16 protein-coding genes and 2 pseudogenes are annotated in these 17,479 nt (G+C 69.9%); 6 read left to right on the forward strand and 12 right to left on the reverse strand.

Going from position 1 to position 17,479, the window contains the following annotated elements; all coding sequences use genetic code 11:
* Positions 1 to 4: 4 nt before the first annotated feature.
* A complete protein-coding gene (lysS, locus tag L2X99_RS11670; protein ID WP_236126586.1) occupies positions 5 to 1,531 on the reverse strand; it encodes a lysine--tRNA ligase in 1,527 nt (508 codons plus the stop codon).
* A 114-nt stretch (positions 1,532 to 1,645) separates the two neighbouring features.
* Positions 1,646 to 2,116: a MarR family winged helix-turn-helix transcriptional regulator gene (locus L2X99_RS11675; protein WP_236126585.1), complete on the reverse strand. Its 471-nt coding sequence runs from the start codon at positions 2,114 to 2,116 to the stop codon at positions 1,646 to 1,648.
* A gap of 75 nt (positions 2,117 to 2,191) precedes the next feature.
* Here L2X99_RS11675 and L2X99_RS11680 point away from each other — a divergent pair, with 75 nt between their 5' ends.
* Positions 2,192 to 2,824: an NAD(P)H-dependent oxidoreductase gene (locus L2X99_RS11680; protein WP_236126584.1), complete on the forward strand. Its 633-nt coding sequence runs from the start codon at positions 2,192 to 2,194 to the stop codon at positions 2,822 to 2,824.
* A 45-nt stretch (positions 2,825 to 2,869) separates the two neighbouring features.
* Here the strand turns inward: L2X99_RS11680 and L2X99_RS11685 are convergent, their stop codons facing one another.
* From L2X99_RS11685 to L2X99_RS11730, 9 genes and pseudogenes are all read right to left on the reverse strand, one after another.
* Entirely contained in the window at positions 2,870 to 3,127 is a 258-nt protein-coding gene (locus L2X99_RS11685; RefSeq protein WP_236135142.1) for a hypothetical protein, read from the reverse strand.
* Positions 3,117 to 3,920 carry a C45 family autoproteolytic acyltransferase/hydolase gene (locus L2X99_RS11690; RefSeq protein WP_236135143.1) on the reverse strand — a complete coding sequence of 268 codons (804 nt, stop codon included), beginning with the start codon at positions 3,918 to 3,920 and terminating at the stop codon, positions 3,117 to 3,119. The genes L2X99_RS11685 and L2X99_RS11690 overlap by 11 nt, the downstream gene beginning before the upstream one ends.
* Positions 3,920 to 4,621 carry a DUF2520 domain-containing protein gene (locus L2X99_RS11695; protein ID WP_236126582.1) on the reverse strand — a complete coding sequence of 234 codons (702 nt, stop codon included), beginning with the start codon at positions 4,619 to 4,621 and terminating at the stop codon, positions 3,920 to 3,922. The genes L2X99_RS11690 and L2X99_RS11695 overlap by 1 nt, the downstream gene beginning before the upstream one ends.
* Positions 4,622 to 4,858: 237 nt before the next feature.
* Positions 4,859 to 5,698, reverse strand: a complete 840-nt coding sequence (locus L2X99_RS11700; protein ID WP_236126581.1) for a serine hydrolase — start codon at positions 5,696 to 5,698, stop codon at positions 4,859 to 4,861.
* Complete coding sequence (locus L2X99_RS11705) at positions 5,698 to 6,684, reverse strand: S66 peptidase family protein (RefSeq protein WP_236126580.1); 987 nt, start codon at positions 6,682 to 6,684, stop codon at positions 5,698 to 5,700. Before L2X99_RS11705 ends, L2X99_RS11700 begins: the two co-directional genes overlap by 1 nt.
* Positions 6,681 to 8,330, reverse strand: a complete 1,650-nt coding sequence (gene nikE / locus L2X99_RS11710) for a nickel ABC transporter ATP-binding protein NikE (protein WP_236126579.1) — start codon at positions 8,328 to 8,330, stop codon at positions 6,681 to 6,683. The genes L2X99_RS11705 and nikE overlap by 4 nt, the downstream gene beginning before the upstream one ends.
* A gap of 229 nt (positions 8,331 to 8,559) precedes the next feature.
* A pseudogene (locus L2X99_RS18630) lies at positions 8,560 to 9,252 on the reverse strand (ABC transporter permease); the annotation flags it as partial.
* The gene (locus L2X99_RS11725) at positions 9,249 to 10,289 is read right to left on the reverse strand and encodes an ABC transporter permease (RefSeq protein ID WP_236126576.1); all 1,041 of its coding nucleotides are present in this window, start codon (positions 10,287 to 10,289) and stop codon (positions 9,249 to 9,251) included. The pseudogene L2X99_RS18630 and the gene L2X99_RS11725, both read right to left, overlap by 4 nt.
* An 84-nt stretch (positions 10,290 to 10,373) precedes the next feature.
* Positions 10,374 to 12,185: an ABC transporter substrate-binding protein gene (locus L2X99_RS11730; protein ID WP_236126575.1), complete on the reverse strand. Its 1,812-nt coding sequence runs from the start codon at positions 12,183 to 12,185 to the stop codon at positions 10,374 to 10,376.
* A 373-nt stretch (positions 12,186 to 12,558) separates the two neighbouring features.
* Between L2X99_RS11730 and L2X99_RS11735 the strand changes: the two genes are divergently transcribed.
* Both L2X99_RS11735 and L2X99_RS17910 read left to right on the forward strand, forming a co-directional pair.
* The gene (locus L2X99_RS11735; protein WP_236135144.1) at positions 12,559 to 13,632 is read left to right on the forward strand and encodes a C39 family peptidase; all 1,074 of its coding nucleotides are present in this window, start codon (positions 12,559 to 12,561) and stop codon (positions 13,630 to 13,632) included.
* A 70-nt stretch (positions 13,633 to 13,702) separates the two neighbouring features.
* Entirely contained in the window at positions 13,703 to 13,825 is a 123-nt protein-coding gene (locus L2X99_RS17910) for a hypothetical protein (RefSeq protein ID WP_268928509.1), read from the forward strand.
* Here L2X99_RS17910 and L2X99_RS11740 read toward each other — a convergent pair.
* A pseudogene (locus L2X99_RS11740) lies at positions 13,777 to 14,757 on the reverse strand (M20/M25/M40 family metallo-hydrolase); the annotation flags it as partial. The gene L2X99_RS17910 and the pseudogene L2X99_RS11740 sit on opposite strands and share 49 nt — an antisense overlap.
* 114 nt (positions 14,758 to 14,871) lie before the next feature.
* Here L2X99_RS11740 and L2X99_RS11745 point away from each other — a divergent pair.
* From L2X99_RS11745 to menC, 3 genes are read left to right on the forward strand one after another with little or no spacing between them, the layout of a single operon-like run.
* A complete protein-coding gene (locus tag L2X99_RS11745) occupies positions 14,872 to 15,636 on the forward strand; it encodes a GNAT family N-acetyltransferase (RefSeq protein ID WP_236126572.1) in 765 nt (254 codons plus the stop codon).
* Entirely contained in the window at positions 15,633 to 16,355 is a 723-nt protein-coding gene (locus L2X99_RS11750; RefSeq protein ID WP_236135145.1) for a MurR/RpiR family transcriptional regulator, read from the forward strand. Before L2X99_RS11745 ends, L2X99_RS11750 begins: the two co-directional genes overlap by 4 nt.
* Entirely contained in the window at positions 16,352 to 17,467 is a 1,116-nt protein-coding gene (menC, locus tag L2X99_RS11755) for an o-succinylbenzoate synthase (RefSeq protein ID WP_236126570.1), read from the forward strand. The genes L2X99_RS11750 and menC overlap by 4 nt, the downstream gene beginning before the upstream one ends.
* The last annotated feature ends 12 nt before the right edge of the window (positions 17,468 to 17,479 follow it).

A 17,479-nucleotide genomic window follows, 5' to 3' on the forward strand; every position in this document is an offset into this window, starting at 1 on the left:
GGCCCTACTTGACCAGCGGGAAGAGGATCGTCTCGCGGATGCCGAGTCCGGTGACGGCCATCAGCAGGCGGTCGATGCCCATGCCCATTCCGCCGGTCGGCGGCATGCCGTGCTCGAGCGCACGCAGGAACTCCTCGTCCACGCGCATCGCCTCGAGGTCGCCGCCGGCCGCGAGCTTGGCCTGCTCGATGAAGCGCTCGCGCTGGACGACCGGGTCGACCAGCTCGGAGTAGCCGGTGGCCAGCTCGAAGCCGCGCACGTACAGATCCCACTTCTCGACGACGCCCTCGATGGAGCGGTGGTCGCGCACCAGCGGAGAGGTGTCGACGGGGAAGTCCATCACGAAGGTCGGGCGCTCGAGGCCGGGCTTGACGAAGTGCTCCCAGAGCTCCTCGATCAGCTTGCCGTGCGTGGCGTGCGGCGGAACCTCGACGTCGTGCGCCTCGGCGAACGCGATCAGATCCTCCAGTGCGTCCCGCGGGGTGAACTCGCGACCGGCCGCCTCGGACAGCGAGCCGTACATCGAGATGCGGTCCCACTGGCCGCCCAGATCGTACTCGGTGCCGTCCGCCCAGGTGACCGTCGTCGAACCGGAGACCGCGATCGCCGCGTTCTGCACGAGCTCCTGGGTGAGGTCGGCGATGCCGTTGTAGTCGCTGTACGCCTGGTAGGCCTCGAGCATCGCGAACTCCGGGCTGTGCGTGGAGTCGGCGCCCTCGTTGCGGAAGTTGCGGTTGATCTCGTACACCCGATCGATGCCGCCGACGACGGCGCGCTTCAGGTACAGCTCGGGCGCGATGCGCAGGTACAGCTCGGTGTCGAAGGCGTTCGAGTGCGTGATGAACGGGCGGGCCGATGCGCCGCCGTGCTGCACCTGCAGCATGGGGGTCTCGACCTCGAGGAAGTCGTGGGCGGTGAAGGTGGCGCGCAGGCTGGCGTTCACGGCGGCGCGTGCGCGCACGGTGGTGCGGGCCTGATCGCGCACGATCAGGTCGAGGAAGCGGCTGCGCACGCGGCCCTCCTCGCTGAGGTCGCCGTACACGTTCGGCAGCGGCAGGATCGCCTTGGACGCGATCGTCCAGTCGTCGGCCATGATCGACAGCTCGCCGCGGCGGCTGGAGATCACCTCGCCGTGCACGAACACGTGGTCGCCGAGGTCGACGAGCTCCTTCCACGCGGCGAGGGACTCCTCGCCGACGTTCGCCAGCGAGATCATCGCCTGGATGCGGCTGCCGTCGCCGGCCTGGAGCGTGGCGAAGCAGAGCTTGCCGGTGTTGCGGCTGAACACGACGCGACCCGCGACGCCGACGATGACGCCCGTCTCGGCGCCCGCCTCGAGCTCGCCGTACTCGGCGCGAAGCGCGGGGATCGTGTGTGTCACCGGCACGGAGACGGGGAACGCCCCGCCCGCGGCATCCGCGCGCTCGGCGATCAGCTTCTCGCGCTTGGCCAGACGGACCTCGCGCTGCTCGAAGGTGTCGTCCGCCTCGGCGGTGTCGTCTGTGGGCGCGGTGACGGGCGCGTCGGTCATGTGCGGGCTCCTCGAAAGTCGCCGCCCAGTCTACCGGCGCGGCCCGGTGCGTCCTGCGGGGCGTCCTCCCGGCGGCGATCGCCGTGAGCCGACTTCACTCCCGACCGGATCCGGTCAGCTGCCGCCGTTCCACTCCGGGACGGGGTCACCGCCCAGAGCCGCGTTGAGCGCACTCAGGGTGCGGACGGTCAGTGAGAGCTCGTCGGGCGAGAACTGCGGCATGTCCCGCCGCAGGGACTCGGCCAGCAGCGCATCCCCCTTCCGGACGAGAGCCTCGCCGCTCGGAGTCAGGCGGACAGCGTTCTCACGACGCGAATGAGGAGCGGGCTCGACGATCATGAATCCCGCGGCGACAGCGGAATCGATCTGCCGGCTCACCGTTCCCTTCGTCAAGCCGAGACGGGCGGCGATGCTCTTCTGATTGAGAGGGCCTGGGTGGGCGTCGACGACGCTGAGGACAAGGAACTGCGCCAACGACAGACCGAGCCCGCCCCGGTAGAGGGCGTCACCGGCGCGATCCATCCGCGCCGCCACCTGCCGCACGAGAAACCACAGCGTGGCCGTCTCGTCCTGCGCGCCGTTCATCCGATGATCCTATCATACGGTTTGACTATCAACGGTTGTGTATGCAACGGTTGATAGCCAAACCAAGGAGATTCCATGCGCATCCTGCTGCTGCTCGACCACCCGTACACGCTCGACTCCGCCGAGAATGTGCCGCACCGACGAAGCTTCACCGCAGCGGTCGCCGCAGCCGCCATCCGGGGAGCCACAGCAGCCGGACATGAGGTGGATGTCGTGGATCTGGCTGCCGACGGGTTCAACCCCGCGATGACTCGCGAGGACCTTCTCGCCTGGCGAGGCCACGGCGATCCCGACCCGCTTGTGCGCGACTACCAGAAACGCCTGCTGGAGGCGGATCATGTGGTCTTCGCGTTCCCGATCTGGTGGGAAGCGATGCCCGCGGCGACGAAGGGCTTCCTCGACAAGGTGGTCGCCAAGGGGGTCCACTTCGAGGAGCTCACCGACGCCAGGGGAAACCCGTTCCGAAACCTGATGCCCCGGTTGCAGGGCGTCACGATTCTCACGGTGATGACGACGCCGCACGGAGCCTATCGCTGGTGGTTCCGTGATCCTGTGACCAAGATCCTCTTCAAGGGCACCTTCGGAAAGATCGGTGTCAGGAACCTGAGGTGGCGCAACTACGCCAGCATCACCTCGAAGACGCCCGGCCAGCGCGATCAGCTGATCCGCGAGACAGAGGACCACTTCTCGCGTCTGAGCGGCCGATGACCGCCTGCGCGGCAGATCTTGCCGACAGCGCGTCGAAGCCGATCGTCACAGCGGCACCCGCTCTCCGCGCGTGAAGGCGCTCCAGCGGCCGCGCCAGGGCGCCCCGCTCCCAGCCAGCAGCACCTCGTCGGCCGCGGTGTCGACCACCGCGGTCACGAAGGTCCACATCTCGTCGGAGCGCCCGAGAACACCGGGCATCCGCAGAGCCGCGAGGGCCTCGTCCGCCGTCGCCGGCGTCCCGCACCCGTGCAGCACGGCCAACCGGTTCCTGCTCTCCTGCAGCCACTCGTCATCATCGGGCACCGCGAGGCCGTCCACGGTGCCGTCGAGCAGGCGCAGATGGTTCGTGTGCAGATACCGGCCCGATGCGCGGTCGACGCGCCCCGCCGCATTCTCGATCAGGTCCGCGTGCCCTGCGGCGTCGGCGACGTCGAACGCGAAGCCGCCGGCGCAGGGCACCGACGGACAGGGCGGCCCGCGCCGCCTCTCCGCTGTGCTGACGCTGCGCATGCCGTGCGACGAAGTGACGGCCGGCGCCGCTCGTGTCCGCGGTGACCACCGGCACGTGATCCATCCCGAACGCGAGACCGTCGGCCGTGGTCACGAACGCGTTGGAGGGCAGCATCCCCGGGTACCAGACCGCCGTGATCGTGGGGTCGCCCTCGATGTCGAGGGTGACCAGGCGGATCTCGTCGCGCAGCTCACCGTCGCCGTCCTCGTTGTGCCCCATCAGCACGCCGGCATCCGTGGTCAGCGCGAGATCGCTGCATCCGGTGCCGTCCCTGCCCAGATCGCCGCGCAGGTTCCTCGCCCAGAGCTCCCTCTCAGGCACGCCTGCGCCCTCCGCGATCCAGGCGAGCTCCTGGGATTCGACCGGCAGCAGCCGACTGGTCGACTCCCTGACCGCGTCGAACCGCTCGGCCGCGGCGCCGTCCGCTCGGCGCACCTGCGCCTGCCAACTCCCTCCCCGCAGGTCGCGGAACGCATGGATCGCGTCGGCATGCTCGCTGCCGAGAGCGCGCATGACCTCTTCGCGCCCGCCGCGGAACACGCTCCAGGCGAGGCCGGAGACGGGGTCGAGGTGGGTGATCTCCATCACACGTCCCGGACGTCGGGCGTCTGGTCGGATGCCTCGCGCAGCGCGCGCTCGACCGTCGACTGCACCAGCGCCGACAGGTACCCGCCGGGATTCTCGACGCCGATGCCGCGCAGCAGCGCCGTGGACTGCCCGATGATCGACCGGGAGAACTCGGACGCCGTGGCGATGGCCTCGGCGTACGCGGCGCGATCCTCCTCGGCGACGACGACCGGCTCGCACCCGAGTTCGACGGCCAGCGCCTGTGCGATCGGCAGCACTGCGGCAGGTGCGGTCACCGCGGCGAACGCGGCCTGCAGCTGACGCAGGTCGACCGTGGTCCCGGTGAACGAGATCGCCGGATGCACCGCGAGCGGTATCGCTCCCCGTTCGGCCGCCGGGCGCAGCACCTCGGTGCCGTAGCCGGGGTCGGTGTGCAGCACGAGCTGGCCGATCTGCCAGCCGCCCACCTCGGCGATGCCTGCGACCAGGCCGGGCAGCTGGTCGTGCGGGACCGCGAGCACGACCAGCTCGCTGCGCCGCACGACCTCCGGCGCATCGAGCACGGGAGCACCGGGCAGCACGGCAGCCGCCCGATCGTCGTCCGAGCCTGAGGTGATGCCCGTGATGGCGTGCCCCGCGCCGGCGAGCGCGGCGCCGATCACCGGGCCCACCCGGCCCGCGCCGATGATGCCGACACCGAGGCGTCCGTTTCGAGTCATCCGTCGATGCTAACGCCGGGTGCCGGGCGTCCCGTCCCGTCCCTCGGCGCTCTCCCCAGTTCCGGTCCCAACGCTTGCGGGTGCACACGACCAACAACCCGCAACGAGTGAGACCGGAGCTTCAGAAAGACCGCCAACGCGAGGGCGAGTAGCTGACAGCCGGCGCTCTCCCCAGTTCCGGTCCCAACGCTTGCGGGTGCACACCACCAACAACCCGCAACGAGTGAGACCGGAGCTTCAGCAGAGCGCCGCATCGGCGCGAGCGCGGCCGGTGACGTGCCTGCGCAGCTGCTCGCCGATCGCGCGCATCGCGTCGATCACCGGTGCGCGCAGATCGTCCGCACTGCCCTTCCAGTTCGCGGCCACGGCGTAGGCGACGCTCGCGGCAGGCCCTTCGAGGTGCCCGGCGTCGATGCGGGCGAACGAGGTGCTGCCGGTCTTGTGGCGCAGCACCATGCCCTGATACTCCGGCTCCACGTGCGCGAGCGGGTCGAGCAGCAGGGCATCGGCGACCATCGACGTGTCGGCGTTCGCGGCGAGCCAGGTCAGCACCTGCTCGCTCACCTCGGCGGAGATCACGTCGCCCTCGCCCAGCCGCCGCATCACGTCGGCGAGCTCGGCACCGGTCCCGTACGACGGCGTCCACGGCAGGTCGGGCGTGCGCTCCGAACGGATGTAGTCGTGCAGCGCGGTGTCGGTGTAGCCGAGCGCGGGCGCCACCGCCCGCACCTCCTCCAGGCCGCAGAGCGCGATCAGGGCGTTGGTCGCGAGGTTGTCGCTGAACGCCCCGACCAGCAGAGCCGCGTCGTGGACCGACAGCGACTGGTCGCGCATCCGGTACAGCAGCCCGGAGTCCTCGACCACATGCTCGGCCGGGATCGGCACGATCTGATCCGCCGACAGCGACCCGTCGGAGAGCCGGCGCGCGACCTCGATCAGCAGGAAGATCTTGCCGATGCTCGCCGTCTCGCACTGCTGGTCGGGCGCATGCTCGGCGAGCACGGCACCGGTCGCGGCATCCACGATGCGGATCGACCAGGTGACCCGACCGTCCAGCTCCGGCAGTTCCACGGCCATCAGACTCCCTCTCCGACGACGAGGCGGATGCCGGCATCCGAGGCATCCAGCACGCCGTCCACGTTCAGCGGCACGCTCAGCGCGTTCGGGTCGTGCCCGAAGCCCTGCTCCCAGAGCACCGGCTTGCCGAGCTCGGCGAGATACTCCGTCAGGAGAGCGCGAACCCCGCCGAGGTCGGCCACCCCGTCCACCACCGCGCAGTTGTGCCACGATCCGAGCACGATGCCGGATGCCGCGGCGATGCGGCCCGCGCGCAGCAGGGCGAGCAGGAACCCGTCCAGCCGGTAGAGGTCCTCGTCGATGTCCTCGAGAAACAGGATGCCGCCCGGCGCCACGGCCGCCTCCGGCGCGCCGAGGGCGCCCGCGAGCAGTGCCAGGTTGCCTCCGGTGAACCGGCCGGATGCCCGTCCCGGCACGAGGACCTCGGCGGCGGGCCCGACGATCCCGCGCCCTCCCCACGGCTCGAACAGCCAGCGGCGCACGTCGTCGCGGATCAGCTCGGAGTCGCGGAAGACGTCGTTCCCCGGCATCGGACAGAACAGCGTCGGCACGTCCAGATGCACGCGGAACGCCTCGTGCAGCGCGGTGATGTCCGACGACCCGGTGAGCAGCTTCGGCCGGCCGTCGCGACGCAGTGCCGCCCCGCGCATCAGGCCCCAGTCGATGCCGTCGAGCAGCCGCATCGCGCCGTACCCGCCACGCACGCAGACCACGGCGGCGGTGTCGGGGTCGAGCCAGGCATCCACCAGGTCGTCACGGCGCCCGGCATCCGGCCCTGCGAGGTACTTCGCCCGCGGATGCGGCTTGAGCACATGGTCGCCGACCGTCACCTCCAGACCCCAGTCGCGGTAGTACCCCACAGCGCGGTCCAGGCTCTCGGCGTTGCCGAGACCCGACGGCGTGATGAAGTGCACCCGATCGCCCGGCTGCAGCGGTGCCTCGCCGAGGTACGCGTGCCGGTCCACCGCCACCGCCGTCCCCGTCATGCGCCGGTCCGTTCGATCGTGGGTGCCGCGGCGAGCAGCCGCCGGGTGTACTCGTGCTGCGGATCCAGGAGCACCTGCTCCGTCGTGCCGTACTCGACGATCTCGCCCTCCAGCATCACCGCGACGGTGTCGGCGATGTTCCACGCCAGCCCGAGGTCGTGCGTGATCACCAGGGCGCTGAGCCCCAGTCGGTCGCGCAGCGAGAGCAGCAGGGCGAGGATCTCACCGCGCACCGAGGCATCCAGCGATGCGACCGGCTCGTCGGCGACCAGCATCTGCGGACCGAGTGCCAGCGCCCCGGCGATCACCGCGCGCTGCCGCTGCCCGCCGGACAGCTCCTGCGGGATCGCGGTCATGAACCGCTCCGGCGGAGTCAGCTCGGCGTCGGTCAGGCTCTGCGCGACCCGCTCGGCCTCATCGCCGGGGTAGCGCTGCACGCGCAGCCCCTCGGCGACGGACTCGTAGATGCTGAGCTTGGGATTCAGCGCCGCGGTGGGGTCCTGCAGCACCATCTGCACCTCGCTGCGGAACGCGCGCATCGCGCGCCCGCCGCGCGGCAGGTCCTGGCCGCGGAAGCGCACCGTCGATCCGTCGTCCGGATGCTGCAGGCCCACCAGCGTGCGCGCCAGCGTGCTCTTGCCCGACCCGGACTGTCCCACCAGGGCGAGGATCTCGCCGCGGTGAACCGCGAGGTCGACGTTCTTCACGGCCCGGAGGGCCGGTCCGCGGCCATGGTAGGTGACGTTCAGTCCCTTCGCCTCGAGCAGCACCTCGTCGCTCAGCGTCCGCGGTTCACCACCCGGGGCTGTGCGGTCGCGGCGGGTCACCGGGTTCAGACGGGATGCCGGGTCGCCGATCGTCGGGAAGGCGTCCGCCAGCTGCCGGGTGTACGGATGCTCCGGCTCCAGGCACACCTGCAGCGACTCCCCGATCTCGAGGAGCTCGCCGTCGCGCATGACCGCAATCCGGTCACAGGCCGTCGCGAGCACCGACAGGTCGTGGCTGATCATCAGCATCGAGATGCCGCGGTCGGTGACCAGTTCGCTGATCATCTCCAGGATCTGCTTCTGCACGATCACGTCGAGGGCGGTGGTCGGCTCGTCGGCGATGATGATGTCGGGTTCGCAGGCCAGTGCCATCGCGATCATCACGCGCTGCTTCTGGCCGCCGGACATCTCATGCGGGTAGGCGTCGATCTTCTGCGGCGCGAGATCGACCACCTTCAGCAGCTCGGCCACGCGGGCGCGGCGCTCCTTGTCGCTCTTCCAGGCATCCGTGACGTGCAGCTCGAGCGCCTCGATGATCTGCTGTCCCACCGTGCGCACCGGGTTCAGCGAGTGCATCGCGCCCTGGAAGATGATGGAGGCGTCTGCCCAGCGCAGTGCGCGCAGCGCACCGAAGTTCAGCTCGGTGATGTCGGTGTCGCCGACGAGCACGCGCCCGGTGAGCTTCGCGTTCGCGGGCAGCAGGCGCAGCACGCTCATCGCGAGCGTGGACTTGCCCGAGCCCGATTCCCCGGCCACGCCGAGCGTGCCGCCGGCGGGCAGCTGCAGGGAGATGTTCTTCACCGCGTGCACCTCGCCTCGGCCGCCGCGACCCGAGGTGCGATAGGTGATCGAGACGTCGTCGAAAGTCAGGTCGGGCATCTCTCAACGGCTCCTCAGGGTCGGGTTCACGATGTTCTCCACGGTCCGGCCCACCAGGGTGAAGGCCAGCACCACGAGCACGATGGCGATGCCGGGGACGAGCACGTACCACCAGTAGCCTGCAGTCGCCGCCGGAGTACTCCATCGAGTTCTTCAGCACGGAGCCCCAGGACTGCATGGTGGTGTCGCCGAGCCCCAGGAACGAGAGCGTCGACTCGGCGATGATGGCCGATCCCACGGTGAGCGTGGTGTTGGCGAGCACGAGCGGCAGCACGCCGGGCAGCAGGTGCTTGACGATGATGTGCCAGTGACCGGCTCCCAGCACCCGGGAGCGCTCGATGTAGTCGCGCGACTCCACCGACAGGGTCTGCGAACGCACCACGCGGGCGGTGCCCGCCCACGAGGTGAGGCCGATCGCGATGACGATCGTCCACACGCCCCGCTGCAGCACCGACGACAGCACGATCGCGAGGATCAGCGAGGGCAGCACCAGGAAGAAGTCGATGATGCGCATCAGCAGTCCGCCGGTCCAGCCGGTGAAGTGCCCTGCCGCGATCCCGACGATCGTTCCGATGAGCATCGACACGGCCGTGGCCGCGAAGCCGACGACGAGCGAGACCTGTGCGCCCCACACCATGCGCACCCAGATCTCGCGACCCAGGTGGTCGGTGCCGAGCGGATGCTCCCAGGACGGCGGCGCGAAGCGCGGCGCGTCGACCAGTTTGGTGGCATCCAGCATCCACGCCGGGGCGATGACCGGGGCGATGATCGCGATGACGATCACGACGAGCAGGAACACCAGGCCGATCATGCCGGTGCGACTGCGCGCGAACTCACTGCAGAAGGCGGCGAAGGCCTTGCGGCGGCGTGCCCACGCCATGCTGCGCGGCGAGCGCGCGATGGTGGCGGTCTGAGCGCTCATCCGCGCCTCACTCTCGGGTCGAGCCAGCGGTAGACGAAGTCGGCGGCGAGGTTCATCACGATGATGATCGCCGAGAAGACCACGAAGGTGCCCTGCAGCAGCGGCAGATCGGGACCCTGGATCGCCTCGAACGTGAGCTTGCCGAGGCCGGGCCAGGAGAACACCGTCTCGACGGTGACCGCACCGGCGATGAGACCGCCGAGGTGCATGAACACGAGCGTGACCGCGGGCAGCAGGGCGTTCGGCACCGCGTGTCGGCTGCGCACCAGATCGTCGCGCAGGCCCTTGGCCCGTGCGGTGACCAGGTAGTCGGCGCTCTTCTCCTCCATCACGGATGCCCGCATCACGAGCACGTACTGCGCGTAGACGACCGCGACCATCGTGATCACCGGCAGCACCATGTGCGAGATCACGTCGAGGATCTGCCCGAGCACGTCGTCCGGCGGATTCGGCGACGTCATCCCGCCGGTGGGGAACCAGTGCAGCGTGCCGCCGAAGACCATCAGCAGGATGAGCCCCAGCCAGAAGGTCGGCACCGACCAGAGGACGAGCGACGTGCCGGTGGTGACCTTGTCGAACCTCGAGCCGTGCAGCCATCCGGCCTTCTGCCCGAGCCAGAGGCCGAGCGCGATCGCGATGATCGCCGCGGTGCCCGTGAGCAGGATCGTGTTCCAGAAGTACTCGCCGATGAGCGAGGACACCGACTGCTTGTACACGTAGCTCTCGCCGAAGTTGAGCGTGAACACGTTGCCGAGGTAGGTCAGGAACTGCTGCCAGAGCGGCTGGTCGAGCCCCAGCTGCCGGCGCAGCTCGGCCATCTGCTCAGGGGTCATGATGCGGTCCCTGGCCATCGCCGCCACGGGATCGCCGGGGAGGATCTTGAAGGCGAAGAAGCCCAGCAGGATCACCATCGCCAGGCTGATGAGGGCTCCGCCGATCTTCGTGAGCGCGTACTTCAGCGCGGGGACACCGCGCGGTCGCGCCTCGCCCTGCTCCTCCAGGATGACGGCCTCCGTGACCGGCACCGCATTCGACATCTGCGTCTCCTTCTGCTGTCGATGAGCCCTTCGACAGGCTCAGGGGCCCACAAGCATGGGTCGCTGAGCCTGTCGAAGCGCGGGTTATTCGACGTCGGCGCTGTTGCGACGTCGCATCACGAGGAAGACGATGCCGCCGATCACGATGACGGCGATCACCGCGCCCGTGACGATGAGGCCCACGTTCGGCCCTCCGTCGGCCGCTGCCGCCTCGTCACCGGCCGGACGCACCGTCAGGTAGCCCCAGTAGCCGGACTGGTTGGCGATGATGCCGTCCTTCTTCGGCTGCAGCGAGAAGTCCGTGAACCGGTCGGAGCGGTACGCCTCCAGGCCGTTGGCGTACCAGGTCGCGATCTGCGGCGTGGCGGTGTAGTTCATCTCGAGCATCTCGCGCACGATCGCCTCGCGCTTGCTCTGGTCGAGCTCGGTGTGCTGCTCCTGGTAGAGCTTGTCGAACTCGGGGTCGCACCAGCCGTCCTGCGACGTGCCGCCCGTCCCGTCGGTCTTGGTCGCCAGGCCCGCGCAGGTGTTGATACCCAGCTGGTAGTCGGGGTCGGCGCCCTGGCTCCAGCCGCTGAAGTACATGTCGTAGTTGCCCTTGGTGGTCTCGGCCGTGATCGTGTCGGTGTCGGTCGACTTCGGGTCGATCGCGATGCCGATGTCCTTCATCCACGGCACGAAGAACTCGGCCTCGGCCTGGTCGGTGGTGCTGGACGAGTCCACGAACAGACGCAGCGTGAGCTTCTTGCCGTCCTTCTCACGGATGCCGTCGGCGCCCGCCTTCCAGCCGGCGTCCTCGAGCTTCTGCTTCGCCGCCTCGGGATCGAACTTCATGATCACCTTGTCATCGGCCGGCAGCGTCCACTTCGGGTACGACGATGGGACGAAGCTGGTGGCCGGCTCACCGTAGCCGCCGAGCACCTTGTCGAGCAGCGTGTCGGTGTCGGTGCCGAGACGGATCGCCTGGCGGACGGCGACGTCCTGCAGGGCCGGGTTGCCGTTGCCGTAGGCCTGACCGTCCTGGGTCTTGGCGCCGACGTTGAAGCTGATGGCCGAGTAGCGGCGACCCTGCCCGGAGTGCGTGGTGATGCCCTTCGCGCCCTCCAGGGCCTCGAACTGCGTCGCGGTCAGACCGGTGACCATGTCGACGTCGCCGGAGCGCAGCGCCTGCACCTGGGCGTCGCTGTTCGTGTAGTAGATGTACTGGATCTTGTCGATCTTCGGGGCGCCGCGCCAGAACTCCTTGTTCGCCTTGAGGACGATGGACTGGTTCGCCTTGTAGCTCTCCAGCAGGAACGGACCGGAGCCGACGACGTCCTTGTCGTTCGCGTACTCGGCGGGATTGTCGATCTTCTCCCAGACGTGCTTGGGCACGATCGGGATCTCGACGCCGGGGTTCGGCGCCTGCGGGTCCTTCATCTTCAGCACGACGGTCTTGTCGTCGGGCGTCTCGATCGAGTCGAGGTTGGCGAGCAGGCCGCCGTTGGCGACGCCCAGTGCGGGGTCGTCGATCATCGACTGGTAGGTGTAGGCCACGTCAGCCGAGGTGATCGGCTCGCCGTCGGACCACTTCAGGCCGTCCTGCAGCGTGAACGTCCACGTCCTGCCGCCGTCGGACGGCTCCCACTTGTCGGCGAGTCCCTTCGTGGGCGAGCCGTCCTCCTGCGCGTTCTGCACGAGGAACTCGTACGTGTAGCGCAGCGTGTTGGTGGGGAGCAGGTAGATCGAGGTGAACGGGTTGAACGAGTCCACGAAGCCCGAGGTCGCCACGCGAAGCGTCTTGGCGTCGGACTTGCTCGAGGGGGGTGCCGAGGAGTCCGCGGCATGGATGCCGGTGGGACCGGCCGCGTTCGCGACCGTGGCGGGAGCGACGACCATCGCGGCGGCGGCCGCCACGCACAAGGCGCGGACCAGGTGTTTACTGTGACGAGTTCGCATCAGCGTCCTTCTTTCGGTGCGGGAGCCCTGGGGAGGGGCCCCGTGGGATTCAGTTATAGAACCGCACGTCAGGCACTCTGGTCAACAGATTCGTACCAGATCGTTGCCATCGAAGGGACATTCGCGATGTCATCCTCGACAATTCGCGAACAGGGTCTCGGCGGCTGCATTGACGCATCTACAGCCTACGTCACCTGTTCTGCTCTGTGAAACGGACGGTGGAACGACGTCCGCTCCGACGGCCTGCATGGCTGGATCAGCCTTGACAGCGCACGCCTCTGCGACCGATGATCCGTTACAGATCATCGGTCCTAACAATCAGGGAGCCACCGTGCCGATTCCGACCCCGCCCACGGCGCCGAACTGGCGCACCCGGCTTCTCCGCGCCGATCCGGAGACCGGCTGGGAAGGGAGCAGGTGGACGTCCGCCGTGCTGGAGCCCGGCTTCGCCGCCGACCAGGCGGTCGCGTCGTGGAACGCGGATGCCGGGGTCTCGGCGCACGTGAAGATCCGTGCACGCGATATCGACGGTACCTGGTCTGAATGGCTGCTCCTCGCCGAGTGGGGTGAACCGGGTGCGCGTCGCAGCCCCTCGGGCACCCCGGATGCCGCCTCCGGCGCGCCGTTCGTCGACACCGACGTGCTGAAGGCGCGTCCCGCGCATCCGTTCGATGCGGCACAGCTGCGCGTCACCCTCGACGGGCGACCCGATGCCGCGCCCGCACTCCTCCTCGCCGCGGCGAGCTTCACCGCGCCGGCGGATGCCGCGCTGGTCGCCGCAGACGGATCGTCCGCGGGTGTCGTCGGCGCCGCGGCCGCCCTGCGACCGCTGTCGCAGCGCGCCTACCCCGCCCGTGAGGACCTCGGCGGGGGACCGGTGTGGTGCTCGCCGACCTCGCTGACGATGGTGCTCACCGCCTGGGGTGCGGAGGTGCCGGAGGCACCGGCGGATGCCCCGGACGGCACCGACTCGCACGTGCCCTGGGTCGCCCGCGCCGTGCACGACACGGTCTACGCCGGCACCGGCAACTGGTCGTTCAACGCCGCGGTCGCCGGCAGCCTCGGCTTCGACGCGGTCGTGACCCGGCTGCCGTCGCTCCGCGACGCCCGCGCGCTCACCGACGCCGGCATCCCGGTGATCTCGTCGATCCGGTTCACCGACCGCGCCGAGCTGCCCGGCGCCGACTACGAGGCGCCCACCGGTCACCTGGTCGTGATCCGCGGCTTCACCGCCGACGGCGACGTGCTGGTCGCCGACCCGGCGAGTCCCGGCGGGAACGCGGGACTGCGCACCTATCCGCGCGCCGCCTTCGACACGGCGTGGTCGCGCAGCCGCCGCACGGTCTACCTGGTCACCCCGCGCGGGCACGAGCTGCCGGAGGCCCCGGGTGACGGGGCCTGGTGAGAACGCCTCAGACGTCGGCGAGCACGGCCTCGAGCAGGTCGATGCGCGAGGCCAGCGAAGACAGGTCCACGTGCTCGCTGACGGCGTGGGCGCCGCCGCCGCGGGGCCGAAGCCGTCGATCGTCGGGATGCCGAGGCTGCCCAGCAGATTCGTGTCGCCGGCGCCGTCGGCGGGTCGTCCGTCGACGGTCTGACCGATCCCGGCAGCGGCGGCGCCGACGAGCTCGAGCAGATGGCTGTCGGCGGCGGAGGGACTCCACGCCGGACGATGGCTGAGCACGGTCGTCTCCACGACGGCGCCGGCGCGCACGGGGGCGAGGGCCCGCAGGGCTTCGAGCACCCGACCCTCGGTGACGCCGTCGAGGAACCGCAGGCCGATCTCCGCCTCGGCCTCGGCCGGTACGACGTTGGCCCGTCCTCCGCCGCCGATCGTGCCGACGTTGCAGAGCACCTCGGACGCCAGTGCGGGGTCGGTCACGACGCCCCGGATGACGACGAGCTGATCGACGAGCTCGTCGATCGCCGAGATCCCGGCATCCGGGTCGAGCGCGGCGTGCGCGGCGCGGCCGCGCACCCGCAGCCGCAGCCGGGTGCTGCCGCGCCTGCCCACCTTCATCGCCCCGTCCGGATGCGGCGACTCGAAGCCGATCGCGCCGGCGACGCCGACGGCGCACTCCCGCAGCAGGTCCTGCGAGAGCGGGGAGCCGACCTCCTCGTCGCAGACCAGGATCGCGCGCACCGCGCGGTGCGGACGAGCGCGCAGCCGTTCGATCGCGGCGATCATCACGACCAGGCCGCTCTTCATGTCGTAGACGCCGGGGCCGCGCACGGTGTCGCCGTCACGGATCCAGGGCACCTCCGCGTCGAGGGTGCCGCGCGCCCAGACGGTGTCGGTGTGCCCGACCAGCAGCAGCGGGGAGCCCTCGCCGTCGACCTCGGCGACGAGATGCGGGCCGGCATCGCTCTCGACCAGACGCACCCTCGCACCGGCATCCGACCACCACTGGGCGAGCACGGAGGCGATCTCGCGGGCGGACTCACGGTCGAAGGAGGGCGACTCGATCTCGACGAGCCGGCGCAGCCTGGCCAGCACGCGGTCCGCCTCCGCCGTCGCGGATTCCGTCATGATCGCACCCCCTTCACGCGCTGTTATGAAACATATCGGATGATCGATTCCCTCGCGATCCTCGGATATCTTCGACGTTCGGATCGGGAGTCAACGGAATATAGGATACGTATCATGCACGACGCATCGGGGCGACGGTACCACTGCTCGACGCTGCGCAGCCACGCGGAGCTGCACGCGGCAGCCGAGCTGTACGCGCGTGTCTTCGACTACGACACCCCCGACCTGCAGCTGAACACCAACCTGCTGAGCGCCCTGGCGCGCAACGGAGGTTCGGCGGTCGGAGTGCACACCGACGACGGCGAGCTCGTCGGGTTCGCCTACGGCTTCGCCGGCCGCGACCGTGCGGGGAACGACTTCCACTACTCGCAGGCGGCGGTCGTCGCCCCCGGGCACCAGGGCGCGGGCGTCGGACGGCTGCTCAAGAGCGCCCAGCGGGACATCGCCCTGGAGTGGGGGCAGCGGCGGATGCGCTGGACCTTCGACCCGTCCCTCGCCCGCAACGCGCACTTCAACTTCAGCACGCTCGGCGCGGAGGGCATCGGCTACGAGGACGACTACTACGGGCGTCCCGGCACCGACCGCATCGTGGTCGAGTGGGCGCTGGACCGTTCCGGCGATCCGTACGCCGCCGAGCGCGCGCTGCAGCCCCCGGCGTTCGGCCCCGACGACTGGGGACGCCCGGTCTCGGCGGGCGGCGACGCCGTGTGGCTGCCGGTCCCCGCACGGCCGGCTGGCGACGCCCCGATCTGCAGCACCGTGCGCGCCGCCCTGCGCAGCCTCGTCACAGAGGGACGCGTGCTCGTCGCGTGCACGAGAATCGACGACAGGACCGCCGCGCACCTCGCGGTGCGCCGCCTCGATGAGGAGGAAGAGTGAGCGCGAACAGGCCCCCTTCACCGGCCACGGACGACGAGGACGCCCACGACAGGACGCTGGTCTCACCCGGAGAGCGCTACGGCGAGCGCATCCGCACGAACGTGTCCGCCGAAGCGCTGCAGGCGCGGGTGATCGACGCGGAGACTCGCTCGCTGGCACAGACCTTCGAGGAGCTCTCGCGCACCGGTGACGTGCCCCGCGCCGCGACCCTGATCCTCGGCGCCCGGCGACGGTACATCGGCGGGCAGGGCAAGGCCGCCGCGTACGCCGAGCTGCTCGGCGCCGATCTCTCCGCGACGCTCTCGAACGTGTTCCTCGTCGACGGCCGAGCCCTCACGCCGCTCACCGTGCTCACCGACGTGCGGGCCAGCGACGTGCTGGTGGTGTTCTCGATGCGCCGCTACCGGGAGGACACGGTGCGCTTCGGCGAGCTGTTCCGCGAGGCCGGCGGCCAGCTGGTCGTCATCACCGACAGCGCGGACGCGCCGCTGGCATCCATCGCCTCGGCCCTCATCCGGGTGCACACCGGATCGGCGTCCTACGCCGACTCCCCCACCTCTGTCGCCGCGGTCTGCCACCTGCTGTCCACACTCACCACCGCGAGCGCCAAGGGCGCCCGCCGGCGACTGACCGTGCGCGACAGGTTCGGCAGCGACCTGAGCCTGTACCACCCCGGTCCGCTCACCGGGCCCGTCGCGGGAGCGGAGTCGCAGGGATGAGGATCACACGCATCACGCTGTTCGAGGTGTCACTGCCGCTCCTGCACAGCTTCGAGACCAGCTCGCATCGCAAGAGCGGCCTGCGCCACATCCTGGTCCGAGCGGTCGATGACGACGGCCGAACCGGCTGGGGCGAGATCGCCTCTCCCACCGACCCGTATTACACGTCCGAGATCACCGACACGGCCTGGTCGGTCGCCGAGCGCTACATCACTCCGGCCGCACTGGGCACTGAGTGGGACGAACCGGCCGCGCTGGAGAGCACCTGGTCCAAGGTCCGCGGACACGAGTTCACCAAGGCGGGGTTCTCGGCCGCGGCGTGGGATCTGCACGCCCGCGCGCAGGAGCGCTCCCTGGCATCCGTGCTCGGCGGCACGAGGACCGAGGTGGTGGCCGGCGTCTCGCTGGGCATCGAGCCGAGCATCGATGAGCTGCTGACCCAGGTCGAGCGCCAGGTGAGCGCCGGATACCCGCGGATCAAGCTGAAGATCGCCCCCGGCTGGGATGCGGAGCCCGTACGAGCCGTGCGGAGCCACTACCCCGACCTCGATCTGCACGTCGACGCGAACGGGGCCTATCCCGACACGGCGGAGTCGGCGGAGATACTCCGCGCCCTCGACGAGCAGTCGCTCACCATGATCGAGCAGCCCTACGAACCGCGTGACTTCCCCGCGCACGCCCGGCTTCAGCGCCGGATCGGCACTCCCGTCTGCCTCGATGAATCCGTGGTCGACCTGGCCGACCTGCGAACGATGATCGAACTGGACGCCGGGCGGGTGCTGAACATCAAGGTGTCCCGCATGGGCGGTCTCCTCGCCGCCCGCCGCGCCCACGATGTCGCCAGGGATGCCGGCATCCCGGTCTGGTGCGGCGGCATGCACGAGTTCGGCGTGGGGCGCGCGGCGAACGTCGCGATCTCCTCGCTGCCGAACTTCACGCTGCCCTCGGACGTCTCCGGTTCCGCCAAGTACTACGCGAGGGACGTGATCACCTCACCGGTGGTCGCCGTGAACGGTGTCGTCGCCGTCCCGGACGGCCCCGGCATCGGATACGACGTGGATGTCGAGTGGGTGCGGCAGAACACCGTGCGCACCGCTGACCTCACCATCTGAGATCGAAGGGCC

The sequence above is a fragment of the Microbacterium sp. KUDC0406 genome, from assembly GCF_021582875.1.
GTDB lineage: Bacteria > Actinomycetota > Actinomycetes > Actinomycetales > Microbacteriaceae > Microbacterium.